14 protein-coding genes and 1 tRNA gene are annotated in these 16157 nt (G+C 59.4%); 11 read left to right on the top strand and 4 right to left on the bottom strand.

The genetic code is table 11. From position 1 onward, the window contains the following. Positions 1–37: 37 nt before the first annotated feature. Positions 38–1045 carry a tRNA (adenosine(37)-N6)-threonylcarbamoyltransferase complex transferase subunit TsaD gene (gene tsaD / locus HPT27_RS05135; RefSeq protein WP_172239874.1) on the bottom strand — a complete coding sequence of 336 codons (1008 nt, stop codon included), beginning with the start codon at positions 1043–1045 and terminating at the stop codon, positions 38–40. Between the two features lie 359 nt (positions 1046–1404). On the opposite strand from tsaD, the gene rpsU reads away from it, so the two are divergent. From rpsU to HPT27_RS05110, 5 genes are all read left to right on the top strand, one after another. Continuing rightward, positions 1405–1620, top strand: a complete 216-nt coding sequence (gene rpsU, locus HPT27_RS05130) for a 30S ribosomal protein S21 (protein ID WP_172239871.1) — start codon at positions 1405–1407, stop codon at positions 1618–1620. A 199-nt stretch (positions 1621–1819) separates the two neighbouring features. Beyond that, entirely contained in the window at positions 1820–2269 is a 450-nt protein-coding gene (locus HPT27_RS05125; protein WP_172239868.1) for a GatB/YqeY domain-containing protein, read from the top strand. Positions 2270–2370: 101 nt separating this feature from the next. Further along, a complete protein-coding gene (gene dnaG, locus HPT27_RS05120; RefSeq protein WP_172239865.1) occupies positions 2371–4155 on the top strand; it encodes a DNA primase in 1785 nt (594 codons plus the stop codon). 362 nt (positions 4156–4517) lie between these two features. Next, the gene (gene rpoD / locus HPT27_RS05115; protein WP_172239862.1) at positions 4518–6380 is read left to right on the top strand and encodes an RNA polymerase sigma factor RpoD; all 1863 of its coding nucleotides are present in this window, start codon (positions 4518–4520) and stop codon (positions 6378–6380) included. Positions 6381–6559: 179 nt separating this feature from the next. After that, positions 6560–6636, top strand: a tRNA-Ile gene (locus HPT27_RS05110). Positions 6637–6650: 14 nt separating this feature from the next. On the opposite strand, the gene HPT27_RS05105 is transcribed toward HPT27_RS05110, so the two are convergent. Then, the gene (locus HPT27_RS05105; protein WP_172239859.1) at positions 6651–8780 is read right to left on the bottom strand and encodes a tetratricopeptide repeat protein; all 2130 of its coding nucleotides are present in this window, start codon (positions 8778–8780) and stop codon (positions 6651–6653) included. Continuing rightward, complete coding sequence (locus HPT27_RS05100; RefSeq protein WP_172239856.1) at positions 8767–9972, bottom strand: DUF3142 domain-containing protein; 1206 nt, start codon at positions 9970–9972, stop codon at positions 8767–8769. The genes HPT27_RS05105 and HPT27_RS05100 overlap by 14 nt, the downstream gene beginning before the upstream one ends. 175 nt (positions 9973–10147) lie before the next feature. Here HPT27_RS05100 and creB point away from each other — a divergent pair, with 175 nt between their 5' ends. The 6 genes from creB to HPT27_RS05070 all read left to right on the top strand — a co-directional run bounded on the left by creB (position 10148) and on the right by HPT27_RS05070 (position 15257). Beyond that, positions 10148–10837, top strand: coding sequence for a two-component system response regulator CreB (gene creB / locus HPT27_RS05095; protein ID WP_172239853.1), 690 nt, complete (start codon positions 10148–10150; stop codon positions 10835–10837). 24 nt (positions 10838–10861) lie between these two features. Beyond that, positions 10862–12307, top strand: a complete 1446-nt coding sequence (creC, locus tag HPT27_RS05090) for a two-component system sensor histidine kinase CreC (protein WP_172239850.1) — start codon at positions 10862–10864, stop codon at positions 12305–12307. 117 nt (positions 12308–12424) lie between these two features. After that, complete coding sequence (creD, locus tag HPT27_RS05085; protein ID WP_172239847.1) at positions 12425–13783, top strand: cell envelope integrity protein CreD; 1359 nt, start codon at positions 12425–12427, stop codon at positions 13781–13783. A gap of 89 nt (positions 13784–13872) precedes the next feature. Further along, on the top strand, positions 13873–14142 hold the full coding sequence (locus tag HPT27_RS05080) for a hypothetical protein (protein ID WP_172239844.1): 270 nt from the start codon (positions 13873–13875) through the stop codon (positions 14140–14142). Further along, a complete protein-coding gene (locus HPT27_RS05075) occupies positions 14139–14684 on the top strand; it encodes a hypothetical protein (RefSeq protein ID WP_172239841.1) in 546 nt (181 codons plus the stop codon). Before HPT27_RS05080 ends, HPT27_RS05075 begins: the two co-directional genes overlap by 4 nt. A 96-nt stretch (positions 14685–14780) precedes the next feature. Further along, positions 14781–15257 carry a bacteriohemerythrin gene (locus HPT27_RS05070; RefSeq protein WP_172239838.1) on the top strand — a complete coding sequence of 159 codons (477 nt, stop codon included), beginning with the start codon at positions 14781–14783 and terminating at the stop codon, positions 15255–15257. Between the two features lie 340 nt (positions 15258–15597). Here HPT27_RS05070 and HPT27_RS05065 read toward each other — a convergent pair whose 3' ends face one another. Next, positions 15598–15912: a hypothetical protein gene (locus HPT27_RS05065; RefSeq protein ID WP_172239834.1), complete on the bottom strand. Its 315-nt coding sequence runs from the start codon at positions 15910–15912 to the stop codon at positions 15598–15600. Positions 15913–16157: the final 245 nt, after the last annotated feature.

Below are 16157 nucleotides of genomic sequence, written 5' to 3'. Positions count from 1 at the left end.
ATTTGCGCGCCTACATCGCGGCAGCGACTAGTGAGTGTTACGGCGCGCGCAGATCAATCATCGGCCAGCGCGGTCGGGCGCTGATGGCCAGGTCGCGGTGTTCACCGGCCAGCAGGCGCTGGCAACCGGCGTAGGCGATCATCGCGCCGTTGTCGCCGCAGTATTTCAGCTGCGGGTAATAGGCTTTGCCGCCGCGTTTTTGCAGCAGCGCCTGCATCTTGGCGCGCAGCTGCAGATTGGCGCTGACGCCACCGGCGATCACCAGCGATTTGTGCTGGGTTTGTTTGAGCGCGCGCTCGCATTTGCCGACCAGCGTGTCGACCACGGCATCCTGAAAGGCCAGCGCGATATCGGCAACGGCCTGCTGGCTTTGATCAGAATCCTGCCAGGCGAGCAGCGCCGCCGTTTTCAGCCCGGAGAAACTGAAATCGCAATGCGGCCGGTCGAGCATCGGCCGCGGAAATTTGTAGAGACCCGGCCGACCCTGCTCGGCCATTTTCGCCAGCCGGGCGCCGCCGGGGTAACCGAGACCCATGATCTTGGCGGTTTTGTCGAAGGCCTCGCCGGCGGCGTCGTCGAGCGACTCACCGAGCAGTTGGTAGTCGCCAAGGCCACGGACATCGACAATCTGGGTATGGCCACCGGAGACCAGCAGCGCCAGAAACGGAAAGCTCGGCCGGTCGGCTTCCAGCATTGGCGCCAGCAAATGCCCTTCCATGTGGTGCACGCCGATGGCCGGAATGCCCCAGCCATAGGCGAGGCTGCGGCCAATCGACGCCCCCACCAGCAGCGCGCCTATCAGGCCCGGACCTTCGGTGTAGGCAATGGCGTCGGGCCGCTCGACGCCGGCTTTGGCCAGCACTTCACGGATCATCGGCAGGGTCTTGCGGACGTGGTCGCGCGAGGCCAGTTCCGGCACCACGCCACCGAATTCGGCATGCATGGCGACCTGGGAATAGAGCGCGTCGGCCAGCAAACCGCGCTCGCTGTCGTACAGCGCAACGCCGGTTTCATCGCAGGAAGACTCGATACCAAGGACTTTCATTGCCGCTGCGTTTCTCTGGTCAGATGCCGGTTTGACCGGCGGTCACCCTCAGCCCGGCCCTCTTTGGTTGGGAGCGGGGCAGGCGGGTCGGCATTGTAACGGCCCGGCGGGCCAGCCGGGTGCCCGGATCTCGGCTGGCCCCATGTGCCGATCAGGGCTAGGCCCGACCGAACTGGGCCGGGATCGGACCGGAATCGAACCGGGATCGGGCTTTGATCAAAGCTTGACCAAAGATCTGTTTGCGATCGATCCGGGCCTTTGGCTAGAATGTCGCCCCTTTCCGGGAGTAGCCATTTGGCCGCTCCCACCCGTGTACCCGTGGGGCGGCTGTAAATGCCCCGAAAGCTTAAGGTTCTGCAATGCCGAACGTGAAGGTCAAAGAAAACGAGCCGTTTGACGTCGCCCTGCGTCGTTTCAAGCGTGCATGCGAAAAAGCCGGCACCCTGGCGGAAGTCCGCTCGCGTGAGGCCTATGAAAAGCCGACTACCGAGCGCAAGCGCAAGAAAGCCGCTGCGGTCAAGCGTTACGCCAAGAAGCTGTCGCGCGAATCGATTCGCAAAGAGCGTCTGTACTAAGCCTCGCTTAGTAAACGACGTGATTTGCTGGCTGTCCGCAACGACAGCCGGAGCTCAGGCAGGGTGGCGCAGCAGCGCGAAACTGCCAATCGGGTACACCGTTTAGCGAGCTTAAAGATGCCAGGCCTAGTGCCTGGCATTTTGCGTTTCAACCGTTTTTGCCGGCGCCAACGCGCCGCATGACAAAAAGGAAAACACCATGACCAGCTTGCGCGATCGCATCACCGAAGACATGAAAACCGCCATGCGCGCCCAGGACAAACAGAAACTGGGCACCATCCGTTTGCTGCAGTCTGCGATCAAGCAACAGGAAGTGGACAACCGCATCACGCTCGACGACACCGCCATTCTTGCGGTCGTTGAAAAGGCCATCAAACAGCGTCGGGAATCGATCAAGCAATACGAAATCGGCGGCCGCGCTGATCTGGTGGCAGTCGAGCAGGCCGAGCTCGAGGTGCTGCAGGCCTACCTGCCGGAACAGCTCGGCGAGGCCGAACTGAGCGCCCTGATCGTCGCTGCCATTGCCGAAACCGGCGCCGCCAGCGTCAAGGACATGGGCAAGGTGATGAACCTGCTGAAGCCGAAAGTGCAGGGCCGCTGCGACATGGGCGCCATGTCGGGCCTGATCAAAGCCAAGCTCGGCGGCTGAGTCCGGTTGCCGTATCCCGCGCCGTCGACCGACGGCGCGGCTTGTTTCTCGCCGGTGCCGGCAGGCACCATAGCTGTCCTCTCCGCACCCTAAGCTGAACCGTGGCCGGCCGTATTCCCCAGCAGTTTGTTCAGGATTTGCTGTCCCGCGTCGACATTGTCGATGTGGTGCAAAGCCGCGTGCCGCTGAAAAAGAAGGGCAAGGATTACTGGGCCTGCTGCCCGTTTCACGGCGAGAAAAGCCCGTCGTTTTCGGTTTCGCAGAGCAAGCAGTTCTACAAGTGTTTTGGCTGTGGTGTGGCCGGCAATGCGCTCGGCTTTGTCATGGCCTACGACCGCATTGAATTCCCGTCGGCAGTCGAGCTGCTGGCCGAGCGGCTCGGCATCGAAGTGCCGCGTGAGGAAGGCAGCGACCCGCAGGCCGGGCTCCGCCAAGAGCTCTACGCCATCCTCTCGGAAGCAAGTACACACTATCAGCGCAAACTGCGCGAGACGGACGGAATAGCCGGCGTCGAGTACCTAAAGCGGCGCGGGGTTTCCGGCGAAATCGCCAAGCATTACGGCATCGGTTATTCGCCGCCCGGCTGGGACGGTTTGCTGAAAGCGGTCGGCACCAGCCCGCGTCTGCGCGAGTTGCTGGAACAGGCCGGCATGCTGATTCCCAAGGATGGTGGCGGCCCTGAACAAAGAGGCCATTACGACCGCTTTCGCGAGCGGGTCATGTTCCCCATTCGCGATGCCCGTGGCCGGGTCATCGGCTTTGGTGGCCGGGTGCTCGACCAGGGCGAACCGAAATACCTGAACTCGCCGGAAACGCCGGTTTTTCACAAAGGTAGCGAGTTGTACGGCCTGTTTGAGGCCAAGCAGCACAAGGACAGCCAGAGCCGGATGGTGCTGGTCGAAGGCTACATGGACGTGGTCGCGCTGGCCCAATTCGGTATCCCGAATGCGGTCGCTGCACTCGGTACCGCCGCCACCGCCGCCCACCTGGAAACGCTGTTCCGCTACTGCCCGGAAGTGGTCTGCTGCTTCGACGGCGACAAAGCCGGCCGCGGCGCCGCGTGGCGAGCGCTCAGTCATGCCATTGCCCTGCAACGGGAAGGCCGGCAGGTGAAGTTCCTGTTCCTGCCCGATGGCGAAGATCCGGATTCGCTGGTGCGGCAGGAAGGCCCCGAGGCGTTCAAGGTCCGCTTGAGTGAGCAGTCGCTACCGCTGTCGACTTATCTGTTTGAAGAGCTCGGTCGGCAGACCGATATCAGCAGCCTCGATGGCAAAGCCCGTCTGGCCGCACTGGCGAAACCGCTCATAGGCAAAGCCACCGACCCGGTCTTCAAAATGCTGCTGGAGCAGGAACTGAATCAGCGCATCGGGCTGAGCCAGCCCATGATCGCCGAGCGCCCCGCCGCACCGCGCCCGAGCCGGGCGCCGACACGACCGAAGCCGCTGGCGATGACGCCGATGCGGACGGTGTTGGCGCTGCTGCTGCAGCAACCGACGCTGATCGATGAACTGCCGGTCAACGCCGAACGCGAGTTGAAAGCGCTCAAAGGTGGCGAGCTGCTGGCGCTGATGGCGCAAACCCTGCGCGAGCAGCCGGGCGTCAATACCGGCGTGCTGCTCGGCCTGTTCGCCGACCACCCGCACGAAGACACCCTGCGCCAACTGGCCGCGTGGGCGCCGGACGGTGCCGATACCGACCCGAAATTGCTGGAAACCTTTGAAGCCTCGCGGCCGCAAGTTTTCGCCGACGCCCTGACCCGGCTGCGGCACGAGGCCGCGCAGGCGGCTGCCGATCCGGCTCATCTGGAAGCACGGGTCCGCTCCGGCCTCGCCACGGCCGAAGAAAAAGCCCGCTTCATGGCCGGCTTGCGCGCCGGCAAGACCTGACCGATCCCCCTCCTTCCTAAGAAAAGGAGCTGACGACGGCCCTTGAATTGGCACCAAACCGCCCCATCTAGCGGACCCGGCATCGGGACGGTGATGAACCAGCGGCGACTTAAACGGCACGGGCGCCTTAATCGGAACGCGGTTACCCAGAATGACAGGCCCGACTTTGCCGATTTCGTGAACAAGCAGACCCGCAATAGCGGTCTACCCTGTATAATTGCCGGCTTTTTCCGGAACCCCTGACCAAGCCCCGTGGCCTTAAGCACCGTCCCCGCCCCGCAAGCGGCCGGACCGGCAGGCGCAAGAGGCTTGGTCAGCGCTTCCCTCCGTTTTTTCTCTCATCTGCAGCAGGTCGCACCGGCATGGCATCCACTGAAAACTTTGACGCCGACAATACCCAGCAATCCCAGCTCAAACTGCTGATTGCCAAAGGTAAGGAGCAGGGCTACCTCACTTACGCTGAGGTCAATGACTTCCTGCCGCCGGACATCATCGATCCGGAACAGATCGACGAGATCATCCGCATCATCAACGACATGGGCATCCAGGTCTTTGAAGTCGCGCCGGATGCTGACCAGTTGATCATGAGCGATGCCGCGCCGGTCGCCGACGAAGACGTCGCCGAAGAAGCCGCCGCCGCACTCGCCAGCCTCGACGTTGAAGTCGGTCGCACCACGGACCCGGTCCGCATGTACATGCGCGAAATGGGCACCGTGGAACTGCTGACCCGCGAAGGCGAAATCGAAATCGCCAAGCGCATCGAAGAAGGCCTGCGTGAAGTTCTCACCGCGATCACCGAATACCCGGGCACCACCACTTATCTGCTCGACGAATTCGATCGCTACCTCGCTGGCGAAATTCGTCTGGCCGATATTCTCAGCGGCTTTATTGATCCGAACGCGGTCAATGAAGAGCTGCCGGCTGCCGCAACTCACATCGGTTCCGAGCTCGCCACCGAAGAACTGGAAGACGAAGACGCCGAAGCCGCTGACGAAGAAGAAGTCGACACCGGCCCGGATCCGGAAGAAGCCAAAGCCCGCTTTGTTGCGCTGCGCGAGCAGCACGAGAAAGCTGTTGCCGCGCTGAAAAAATTCGGCAAGAACCACAAGACCACCAAGGCGGCGATGACCGAGCTTGGCGATCTGTTCATGCAACTGAAGCTGGTGCCGAAGCAGTTTGATCGTCTGGTCCACAAGACCCGCAAACTGATGGACCATGTCCGCACGCAAGAGCGCCTGATCATGCGCCTGTCCTGCGACAAGTCCGGCATGCCGCGCAAAGCGTTCATCGCCAGCTTCCCGGGCAACGAAACCAACACCAAGTGGCTCGATGCCCACCTGAAAGCCAAGAGCGAATTCCGCGACAAGCTTGAAGCCAACGCCGAAGACATCATCCGCGCCCAAAAAAAACTGGCGCAGATCGAAGAAGAAACCCATCTGGCCGTGCTCGACATCAAAGAGCTGAACCGCCGGATGTCGATCGGTGAAGCCAAAGCCCGCCGCGCCAAGAAAGAAATGGTTGAGGCCAACCTGCGTCTGGTGATCTCGATCGCCAAGAAATACACCAACCGCGGTCTGCAATTCCTCGATTTGATTCAGGAAGGCAACATCGGTCTGATGAAAGCGGTCGACAAGTTCGAATACCGCCGCGGTTACAAGTTCTCGACTTACGCGACCTGGTGGATTCGTCAGGCGATCACCCGTTCGATCGCCGACCAAGCGCGTACCATCCGGATTCCGGTGCACATGATCGAAACGATCAACAAGCTGAACCGGGTCTCGCGCCAGATGCTGCAAGAGCAGGGTCGTGAACCGACGCCGGATGAACTGGCTATCCGCATGGAAATGCCGGAAGACAAAATCCGCAAAGTGCTGAAGATCGCCAAAGAGCCGATCTCGATGGAAACCCCGATCGGCGACGATGAAGATTCGCATTTGGGCGATTTCATCGAAGACACCGCAACCGAATCACCGGTCGATGTCGCGATGGCAGAATCCTTGCGCGAAGCCACCCGCGAAGTGCTCGGCGGCCTGACCGCCCGCGAAGCCAAAGTGCTGCGCATGCGTTTCGGTATCGACATGCCAACCGACCACACGCTGGAAGAAGTCGGCAAGCAATTCGACGTCACCCGCGAGCGGATCCGTCAGATCGAAGCCAAGGCCCTGCGCAAACTGCGTCACCCGTCGCGCTCGGAACGCCTGCGCAGCTTCCTCGACGAGCAATAAGCAACACCCCGTCGTTCCCGCGCAGGCGGGAACCCAGTGTCTTTCCTGAGGCGCTGGATACCCGCCTACGCGAGTATGACGAAAAACAAAAAAGGGGCGCTTGCCAGCGCCCCTTTTCCTTATTACCCTTCGCCACGCTGATTTTTCCTCAGCGCACGCAACAAGCCGTTCTGCAGTACGGGCCCTTAGCTCAGTTGGTTAGAGCAAGCGACTCATAATCGCTGGGTCACTGGTTCAAGTCCAGTAGGGCCCACCACTTCATGAAGCTGGCTATCCCTCGCTCGATCTTTTCCGTCGGCGCCACATCAGCATTGATGCCAAGGCCAACAAACCAAACGAGCCGGCGGCAAGTAGCCATTTAAAGGGGCGTAACTTTAGCCGCGCCGCACTGACCGTTTCCTGCCACTGCAAGGTCTGCGCTGCCTGAAAATCAGGCTCAGGGCAAAGTTGACCAAAATGTGCCGCCCAAGGAACGTAAGGCCCTTCATTTATGTAGCGCTGATAAATTTTCTGCGCTGCATCCCCGTCACGATAGATTAGCCACTCGGTTGCATGGCAAAGCGTCGCCGCAAATGCTTGGCTTCGTGGAGACAACTGGTCTGCCGCCTCATTCGCCAACGCAGCGGCTACGTACCGATAGTGAAAGCGTTTGTTCGGTCGTGCCCTGCTTTCTTCCAGCCTCGATAATTCAGTCGGGGTTCGCCACTCATCGAGCTCTTTCGTCTCTGCCCACTCACTCATTCCCCCTGCGGCGGAAAAGTCTGGCGCCATTTCAAAACCGATGAGCTCCATGCCGGATTGGCGTAGCAATGTTGCCGCTTCGTATGCGGCTGAAGCGCGGCCAGTTGCGGTCCAGCGTGACTTGGCTTGCTTTCGAGCCAGCCCGTAACGCGTAGCGAGTTCACGAAGCTCAGGCGAGCCGTAAAATAAAACTGCTTCATCGTAACGCTCAGCTCGCATGAGCCGACGTGCCAGCAACTCTCGCAAAAGCTGATGATAATCCTGTGCCCCCCATAAATGGGACCCTTCTTGCGCTTTGCTGGCAGGTGTCGGCACCGTGTGTTTCTCGACGAAACTCTTGAGCTCATCCACAGTCAGTACCCGCTCCGCGAGCGTTGCCGCATCGAGCCAGTAGAGTTCGGCCCCTTGCATCAGCAGATCAAGGGCATCCAGGTAATCGCCGCGCCCCAACGACAAAATTGCAGCCTCAGCCTTGACGCGACACTGCGGCATGACCGACTCATACTCGCCATTTTCCGTGACCTTTTCGCCCCACACCTCCTCTTTCGGAAACGATTTCATTGCTTGCGCATAGGCGCTTTGTGCCAGGGCCTTGTCGCCGGAGCGCAGCGCCAGTTTTGCCCGTAACCACCAAGCCAAACCACTGTCACCGGCTTTTTCGAGAAAGCGACGGGCACTGTCATAATCACCGTATTGATAGCTAGCGGCGGCAAGTCGATCTAGTGAAGAAAGCTCAACAACGTTTGTCCGTGCGAAAATCTTGGCGACCCTCGCATAATTTCTATGGTCGTAGGCACCACGACTGAATAGGTACGCAGCCAGAAATTGCTGAACGGAGCCATCATTCATAGCAGCTTCCAGCTCAGCATCGGGTAGCGCGAGCATTGACTCTGCCAGACGAAGTAGTGAGGCGTAGCCACTTTCCGAGCCATGCGCAAGCTGGCTGCTGTAGAGTCGCACTGCGGTCGGCCACTCCCCCTCTGCCATGGCGATACGTGCTTCTTCGCCGAGACTCGCCACGGCGAGCTCCAGGGGATCAGCATTGCCGCTCGCCACGGCAGCGCGCAATTCAGCGAACATCGCTTTTGCGGCAGCCCACTCCTGTCTGCTTGCCAGCAAAACGCCCAACGAGTACTGCGTCCAACTGGTGCGGGATTTTCTTTCCGCTGGCGGCAGCGAGAGCACTCGTTCAAAGTAACTTTTTGCAAGTACTCGGTCATCGACCGCAACAGCGACGGCGCCGGCGGTATACCACCGAAGCTCTCTTGACAACGACTCGCCAACGGCTTCAGCCGACTGAGCATCGGTCATTGACCGCATCTTTTTCACAATTATCCACTGTTCCGACGGCAGTTCCTGCTGCTCGTATTCCGAGCGTAGGCGCGCCTGCTCCGGCACCGATTCGCCGTCATCGTCGCTTTCCCAGAAGTAGGAGTTCGGGCTGACGGTTGCTTCCGTTACCGTGGTCAGTCCTGGTAGTGGCATCCCGAAACGCAGCATCTCATAGCGAAAATTCCCTTCAGGCAACTCGCTTAACGTTGCCGCCCGGTCATCCAGTAACTGATTGGGAAACCGTGCTCCGCACGCATAAGTGTCGGAAGCAATGGGTAGTAATGCAGCTATGGCAACTACCATTGCGGACCTTCTAATTTGAGTCATTTGCAGCATCCTGTTCTATTTTTTTGCAATTCAGCCAACCAATCTGCACTGACTTCCCTGCGGCGAGCATGGTGCGCGAGTCGCTCCGTCTGAAGGTCGCAACTTCACCATCAAAAGAATAGCGATAGCCCGACACGCCATCACCCGCCTCACAATGATTTGCGTTCAGCACAACTTGGTCGGGAAGTGCCGCGGGAGCATTGCCTGTATTTCGGATTGAGACATCACCAGAAAAACCCTTTTGATACAGCAAAATTTCCAACTGAGAATATAGGGACCGCTCGGAAATCACAGCAGCCAGGGTTTGCCAAGGCCACGCTCGCCGGTCCGTTTCCAGCGGTAGTCGAAACCAGATAAGACCCACCAGATGTTTTGGCTTGTGGCTGCGCAGTTTACTTATCAGCCGTGCAACATCTTCTGGGTCGGAATGGAGTTCGTCGCGAGGGCTGTTGTTGTGCAAAATGGTTTCCGACTCCACGCTAACGCCGCCGGCACCGTGGATCAGCGCGACCCCATAGGCGGGGAGTGCCAGAAAAAATGGGCTAGGGCTGCGCTCCGCCCAACGCAAACTCCAAGCGAATGCCTGCTCAACGCTGAACAGCCCGTTTGTCGGTTGTTGAACCGCATGAACCTGCAGGACAGACTGATCGACAACTGCAAGCAGACCATCAAGCGCTGCGCTGTCGAGCCATGACGGCAGCGCCGTAATGCTCAAGGTAAGCGGCGCGGGCACCGCATTGCGCCAACGCACCAGCGCGGCTCGATAGCCAGCCAGCGCACTGGCGGGACAATCGTAATCAAACTCGATGCCGGTCAATCTGACGCCAGCATCGAGCCAAGTCGAAATAGTCCTCTTCAGCTGCAGGGAAACTTGATTGATAGGCAAATCGGCCAAAGCGCCATCCAGCCTAATTACCGCAACGACCGGCCGACCTTCGGCAGCAAGCAGTGGCAGATCAACCCGCGCGAATACCCAACCAGTTCGCGGATGGAGCTGACTGGACAACACTCGAAACCCCGAGATTAAACCCTCTGTTTTGCGTATAGATTCGCGATGCTCTGGTAACCACTGCCGTTGCCAGACATAAACTTGGTGCTCGAAGGTCGTCGGCGAACTGCCGTTTGGCAGTAAAAAGCAAAGCAGCAACGCCCGAGCTAATGCGACTGTCTTTAGCATCTTTTTGGCGGCCACGGGGTGATTCAGATGTCGAGAGTTTGGTGTCGCTATCCTAAATCAAGCATTGAAATTCGCCTAGCGAATGCTCGGCCACCTGCTTGTCGCCAACATGATATCGGTGTTGTGCTGCCATGGCTTGGCATCGCGTGCATTGCTATGCTGTTGGCAGTGACTCCATGAGCTTTGTCCTATGTCTGCCAATATTCTTCTGGTTGAAGACGAACCGGCCATTGCCGATGCGCTGGTTTTTGCGCTCCAGCGTGACGGTTTTCGGGTTAGCCATTGCCTGACCGGGCAGGCGGCGTTGTTGGCAGCTCAGGCACGACGCTTTGACCTATTGATACTCGATGTCGGCCTGCCCGATCAAACGGGGTTTGAGCTATGCCGTGCGCTGCGGGCGATTCAGCCGACGCCGGTGTTGTTCCTGACCGCGCGTAACGAAGAGGTGGATCGTATCGTCGGTCTGGAACTGGGGGCCGAGGATTATGTCGGCAAGCCGTTCAGTCCGCGTGAGTTGATCCTGCGCATCAAAGTGATTTTGCGGCGGCATGCTGAGCCGATGGCGGCCTCGCCTGCTCCAGCGCCAGATGACGAATGGATTCACGAGCCGACGCGCGCAGCAATCCGGTTTCGTCAGCACGATTTGCCATTGACCCGCTCGGAGTATTTGCTGCTGGCCTGTTTGCTGGCGCAGCCCGGGCGCGTGTTCAGCCGCGAGCAATTGTTGGCGGCGCTTGGGCCGCAATCCGAGGACAGTACCGACCGGGTCATCGATACCTTGATCAAACAGCTGCGCGCCAAATTGCGCGCGGTGGATTCGGCGGCTGACCCCATCATCACCCATCGCGGCTTCGGCTACAGCCTGAAGCGATCATCGTGATGGCCGCCGCGAGAACATGACGTCATGAAACTTGGCCTGCGGCTATTTCTCGGTTATTTCCTCATCGTTGGCCTGACGGCGTGGTTGAGCCTGAAGCTGGTATTGGATGAACTGAAGCCGGTGGTGCGGCAAGTCAGCGAGGAAAATCTGGTCGAGTTGGCGCAAACCCTGGCGCTGGTGGTGCAACCGAGCATGCAACGCGGCGATCTGGTCGGCAGCGACATTGCCCGACAATTGCAGACGCTGGCACAGACCCGTCTCGACGCGACGATTTGGCGCCAGCACAAAACCCGACTCGCGCTCCGGATTTATATCACCGATGCCAATGGCATCGTGCTCATCGACAGCAGCGGCGAAGCGGTGGGCAAGGATTTCTCGCGCTGGAACGATGTCTTCCTGACACTGCGCGGCGAATACGGCGTCCGCTCCAGCCGGCTGACACCGGACGACGAACAAAGCACCGTCATGCATGTCGCCGCGCCGATTCGCGACGGCGACAAGATAATCGGTGTGCTGACCGTTGCACTGCCAAATCAAAGCACCCAGCCGTACATTGATGCCGCGCGCGCGACGCTACTGCGCTACGGCGTGGTGCTGCTCGGATTTTCCTTGCTGATCGGCGTTGGCTTCACCAGCTGGCTGATCTGGAGCCTGCGTCAGGTCAGCCACTATGCGTTGGCGGTTAGTGACAACCAGAAATTGCAACCACCGCAGTTCGCCCGCGGCACCGAGCTGGAGAAGCTGACCGACGCGCTGGAAACCATGCGCAGCAAACTCGAAGGCAAGGATTACGTCGAGCAGTATGTGCATACGCTGACCCACGAACTGAAGAGCCCGCTGGCCGCAATTCAGGCCGCCACCGAACTGCTGGCTGATGCCCAAATGCCGGCGGACAAACGCCAGCAATTCCTGCGCAGCATTCATGAACAAAGCGAGCGCCTGCATCAACTGATCCAGCGTTTGCTGGAGTTGGCCAAGCTGGAGCAGCGGCGAGCGCTGGAGCACCGCGAAACCCTGCCGGTGTCGGTGTTGGTCGAAGCGGCCATCGGTCAGCTGACGGCTTTGCTGAGCGCAAAGCAACTGCATTGGCAACTGACTGGCGCGCCTACACTGGCGATCAGCGGCGAACGGTTCTTGCTCGAACAGGCCTTGGTCAACGTGCTCGACAATGCCATAGCTTTCGCTGACATCGGCAGCACAGTTTGCATCGATGCACAGCAAACGGCGTCCGGACTCGTCATCGATGTTCGCAATGACGGTCCGCCGATTCCGGACTATGCGCTGCCGCGGCTCGGCGAGCGGTTCTATTCGTTGCCGCGCCCGGATGGCCGCAAAGGCAGCGGGCTGGGTCTACGTTTTGCCCGCGAAGTCATGACGCTGCATGGCGGTCAATTGACGGTGCAAAACCACGCGACCGGTGTGCTGGTGAGCTTGCGGTTTGCAGCGGCCGATACCTTCGGCGCTGATTGAAGTCTGCCTGTTTGGCAATAAAGTTTGCCATCCTCACCCAATCCTCACCTGACGCTCATTCGCCACTCACCTGATACCGCCACTGTATCGCCACCCGTTCCGGTAATGGAGAGTGACATGCAGTGGCAATGGCTGTTCAAGGCAGGTGCGTTGTTTTTCTTATTTCTGGTGCTGCAAATTCCGCTGATCTGGACCCAGGATCTGGTTCAGGAACGCAGCAATTTTCGTCAGCAGGCCATCGATTCGGTGAGTCAGAGCAACGCCGGTACGCAGGCCGTGGTGGCGCCGGTACTGATCGTTCCGTTCGAGCATCGCTACTGGGCCGATGAACGCGACAAGGACGACAAACCGATACGCGTTCAGCGCACCCGTGCCGGCAAGTTGAGCTTTCTGCCACGGCAATTGCAGGTGGACAGCAAAGTCGACATTGAACAAAAACCGGTCGGAATCTTTCAGGTGCCGGTTTACCGGGCCGCGCTGCAGCTGACCGGCGATTTTGAGCTGCCGGCGGATTACGGCGTCACCGTGCCGACCGATGAACAGTATCTGTTCGACACGCCTTACCTGGCGCTGTCAGTCAGTGAGCAGCGCGGCATCAAGCAGCTGCAAATGCTGCAGTGGAATGCCGCGCCACTCGCCTTCGAGCCCGGCAGTCGACTGCCCTTGCACGATGAACAAGGCGTGCACGCGAATCTGCCACCCTTGCAGGCCGGTGGCCCCCAGCATTTTGTCATCAGCCTGCAATTGCAGGGTTTGAAAACGCTGTCGGTGGTACCGGTCGCCGACAACACCAGTTGGTCGCTTGGTTCCAGCTGGCCACACGCCCGGTTCTGGGGCAACGCAACACCGGATCAGAAAGATCTGCGCGAAGACGGCCTTGACGCCAACTGGCAGACGTCGGTGCTCGCAACCAATATGCCAAGCCGCTGGCAGAACTGCATGGAATCCGAACGCTGTGATGACGTGCTGAATCAGGCGTTCTCGGTCGATTTTCTGGACCCGGTCGATGTCTACGTCAAAAGCGACCGGGCGACCAAATATGCTTTCTTGTTCGTTGGCATCACCTTCGGCGCCTTCCTGCTGTTTGAAATCATGAAGCAACTGGCCATTCATCCGGTGCAATACGGCATGGTCGGGCTGGCGCTGGCGTTTTTCTTTCTGTTGTTGCTATCACTGTCGGAGCACATTGCTTTCGTCTGGGCGTATCTGATTGCGGCGGCCGGCTGTATCGGCGTGATCATCGCCTATCTCAGCGCGGTGTTGCGCAGCGTACTGACGGCTTTGGGTTTTGGCGTAGCACTGGCGGTGCTGTATGGCGCGCTGTACCTGATTCTGGGCTCGGAAGATTTTGCCCTGCTGATCGGTAGTGGCCTGCTGTTTGGTTTGCTGACGCTGGCCATGCTGCTGACCCGAAAGGTCGACTGGTATCACCTGCAACAGCGGGTGCTGACACCGCGCAGCAGCGAAGCGCGCTGAGTACGAATCGGTGACGGCATGGGCGTGACATGAGCGTGACAGATTCATTTGCCATGCCCATGCCAGTCACCGCGACAAGGAAATCCCTCATGCAAAAAATCTGGTTTGAACGCACCGACTGGTTCTGGCAACCGGTTCATGCTGCCGGCTGGTTGTTGCTGATTGGCAGCGGATTGACCGTTTTGCTGTTCGACGGTTTTCTGCTGAGCCAGCGGCTGGAGATCGGCCTGCTGTTGTTTCAGCTGATGCAGAGCAACGCGGTTGCCTGGCTCTGCTTTGATTGGCTGGCACGCCGGCACAGCTATCGTGATGGTCGCGCGCTGCAGCGCCGGCAACGTGATCCGGAGTCGTGGACATGAAGCGATTGTGGTTCTGGTTGCGCATCGTGCTTGATATGGCCGGCGCCGTGATGCTGGCGCTCGCGCTGTTTGTGTCGTATCTGCTGTTTTTTGAATTCCGCAGCCATTCCGCTGATCAGGAAGAAAACGCCAAAACCGCGTTTGTGCCGGACTACCACCAGCAACTGAACGGCATGCACCTTGGCAAGGCCAGCGATTGGCAATTGCAGGGCCATAGCGAACGCGCCTGCAAACCGGACACAAACCAGCACCTGTTGCAGTTCAAACAAACGACCGGAGATGCGCCGACCGCACTCGGCCAACACACTTGGCAACGGCTGGAAGCCAACCCGGCGCTGATCAGTGAACTCATCCGCACGCTGGAGCAATCGCCCTGCGCAGCGGCACTGGCTGGCGAACGGTTAAGCGGACGACTGCCATCGCTGTGGTTCCGGATTCATGAAGCCAATTGGTGGGATGGCCAGCTGCAGCAGTGGACGGTTTACATTTATGACCCGCGGCGCGCAACCGTGCTGATTTGGCAGAACGGGTTTCCGCCCTGACGCGACCAGCGCGGCATCGTGCACAGTTGATCCATCGCAAAGCGGAATGGCGATGGCGGACGACAATAAAGCCCGCTTTTTTATCAGGGTTTTGCCATGTCGCAACCGTTGCCACCGCTGCGCTGGACTCGGCTTTATTCGGTCGGACATCCCGCGCTTGATGCCCAGCATCGCAGGCTGTTTGTTCTGATCAACGATCTGGTCGGGCTGCAACAAGCCGATGCCACCGCCCAACGCCAAGCGGTGATCGACACGCTGCCTCGACTCGGCAAATATGCCGAGCGTCATTTCAAGGCAGAAGAGTTACTGATGGCGCGCGCTGGCGCCGATCATTTGGACGCGCATCGGGAAAAGCACCGCGCGCTGCTGGCGCAGGTGCAGCAATTGCAGGGCGAGATCGATGCCGGCAAACAACCGCCGTTTCACGAGCTGCTGTTGTTTTTACGGTATTGGCTGGCGGAACACATTCTGGTCACCGACAAACGCTATGCGCCGGCAATGGCGACGCTGCTGATGGCCGGTGAATTGAGCGAAGCAGCGGCGGAGCAAGCGGCCGAGGCGGAGCTTTGGTAGTTCAGTGAAAGTGAGCACGTTGAGAGTGAATTCGGTGAAGTGATGAAGATGGGCGTGAATCAATAGTCTGCCTGTGGCATTGAGTCACCGCAGACGGCAAATGAACGGCGTAAAACGAATCCATTTTTATCAAGCAATTGGGCCCCGGCTTTCGCCGGGTTGACCGCTTGATTTTGATTTCAAGACCTATTCACGGCGTCGCTGGAGCTGAAGCAGCTTTGACTTCAAGCCGGCTTGGCACAGCGCAACTCGCCAAAAGCCGCACATCCTTGTGCGTACTCTGGTCGCTATCGCCCGGCTCGCACCGGACGATAGCGAACGCAGCGATGCTAACGCCGTTTCAGCGATCCTGGGCATCGTGTTTTTGCGTCTTGATGCGCTCGCTCTGCACATCCTGGGCAACTTCCAGACGGGCCGACTCTTTGGCCGTGACCACGCCATCCGCCTCGGCCCGACGCTCCATCCGTTTGACGTGTTGCTGGCCGTGGATCATGCGCCGCGCTTCCGGCTTGGTCAGTTCGCCGCTGGCTACGCCATCGACGATACGGGCACGCTGGTTCTGCTGGCGTTGGTCAACGCGGTCTTCGGCAGCAGCGGCGAACGAGAACGTGGCGGCCAGCAGTGTGGCCAGCAGCGACAGGCGGCGAATCGTCATTTTGGCAGTCCTTTTCAACAAGGCCGGAAGTGGCCGTTGCTTCCTATAACGCCGACCGGGCCGGGTGGTTGACCGGGCGGGAGAAATAAGCCGGCCTAGTCGCTGATCGCGCTTGTGAATTGGTTGTTTTTTCGCCAGAATGCGCGCCCCGCGGGAACTGGCCCGACCGCCGCGGGTCTGTCTGGTCTTGCTTCTGGCCGAGCTCGTTTTCGACAGGGCCCGGTTTTGACAGGATCCGGTTTTGG

This window comes from Permianibacter fluminis, assembly GCF_013179735.1.
Classification (GTDB): domain Bacteria; phylum Pseudomonadota; class Gammaproteobacteria; order Enterobacterales; family Permianibacteraceae; genus Permianibacter; species Permianibacter fluminis.
This window is presented reverse-complemented; position numbering and strand designations above follow the sequence as displayed.

What these genes read in the sequence shown, in the direction of transcription:
- HPT27_RS05065 (WP_172239834.1), bottom strand. Translation starts at nt 15,912, where the DNA reads ATGACGATTCGCCGCCTGTCGCTGCTGGCCACACTGCTGGCCGCCACG.
- HPT27_RS05105 (WP_172239859.1), bottom strand. Translation starts at nt 8,780, where the DNA reads ATGACTCAAATTAGAAGGTCCGCAATGGTAGTTGCCATAGCTGCATTA.
- HPT27_RS05075 (WP_172239841.1), top strand. Translation starts at nt 14,139, where the DNA reads ATGAAGCGATTGTGGTTCTGGTTGCGCATCGTGCTTGATATGGCCGGC.
- tsaD (WP_172239874.1), bottom strand. Translation starts at nt 1,045, where the DNA reads ATGAAAGTCCTTGGTATCGAGTCTTCCTGCGATGAAACCGGCGTTGCG.
- rpoD (WP_172239862.1), top strand. Translation starts at nt 4,518, where the DNA reads ATGGCATCCACTGAAAACTTTGACGCCGACAATACCCAGCAATCCCAG.
- creD (WP_172239847.1), top strand. Translation starts at nt 12,425, where the DNA reads ATGCAGTGGCAATGGCTGTTCAAGGCAGGTGCGTTGTTTTTCTTATTT.
- HPT27_RS05070 (WP_172239838.1), top strand. Translation starts at nt 14,781, where the DNA reads ATGTCGCAACCGTTGCCACCGCTGCGCTGGACTCGGCTTTATTCGGTC.
- HPT27_RS05080 (WP_172239844.1), top strand. Translation starts at nt 13,873, where the DNA reads ATGCAAAAAATCTGGTTTGAACGCACCGACTGGTTCTGGCAACCGGTT.
- creB (WP_172239853.1), top strand. Translation starts at nt 10,148, where the DNA reads ATGTCTGCCAATATTCTTCTGGTTGAAGACGAACCGGCCATTGCCGAT.
- creC (WP_172239850.1), top strand. Translation starts at nt 10,862, where the DNA reads ATGAAACTTGGCCTGCGGCTATTTCTCGGTTATTTCCTCATCGTTGGC.
- rpsU (WP_172239871.1), top strand. Translation starts at nt 1,405, where the DNA reads ATGCCGAACGTGAAGGTCAAAGAAAACGAGCCGTTTGACGTCGCCCTG.
- HPT27_RS05125 (WP_172239868.1), top strand. Translation starts at nt 1,820, where the DNA reads ATGACCAGCTTGCGCGATCGCATCACCGAAGACATGAAAACCGCCATG.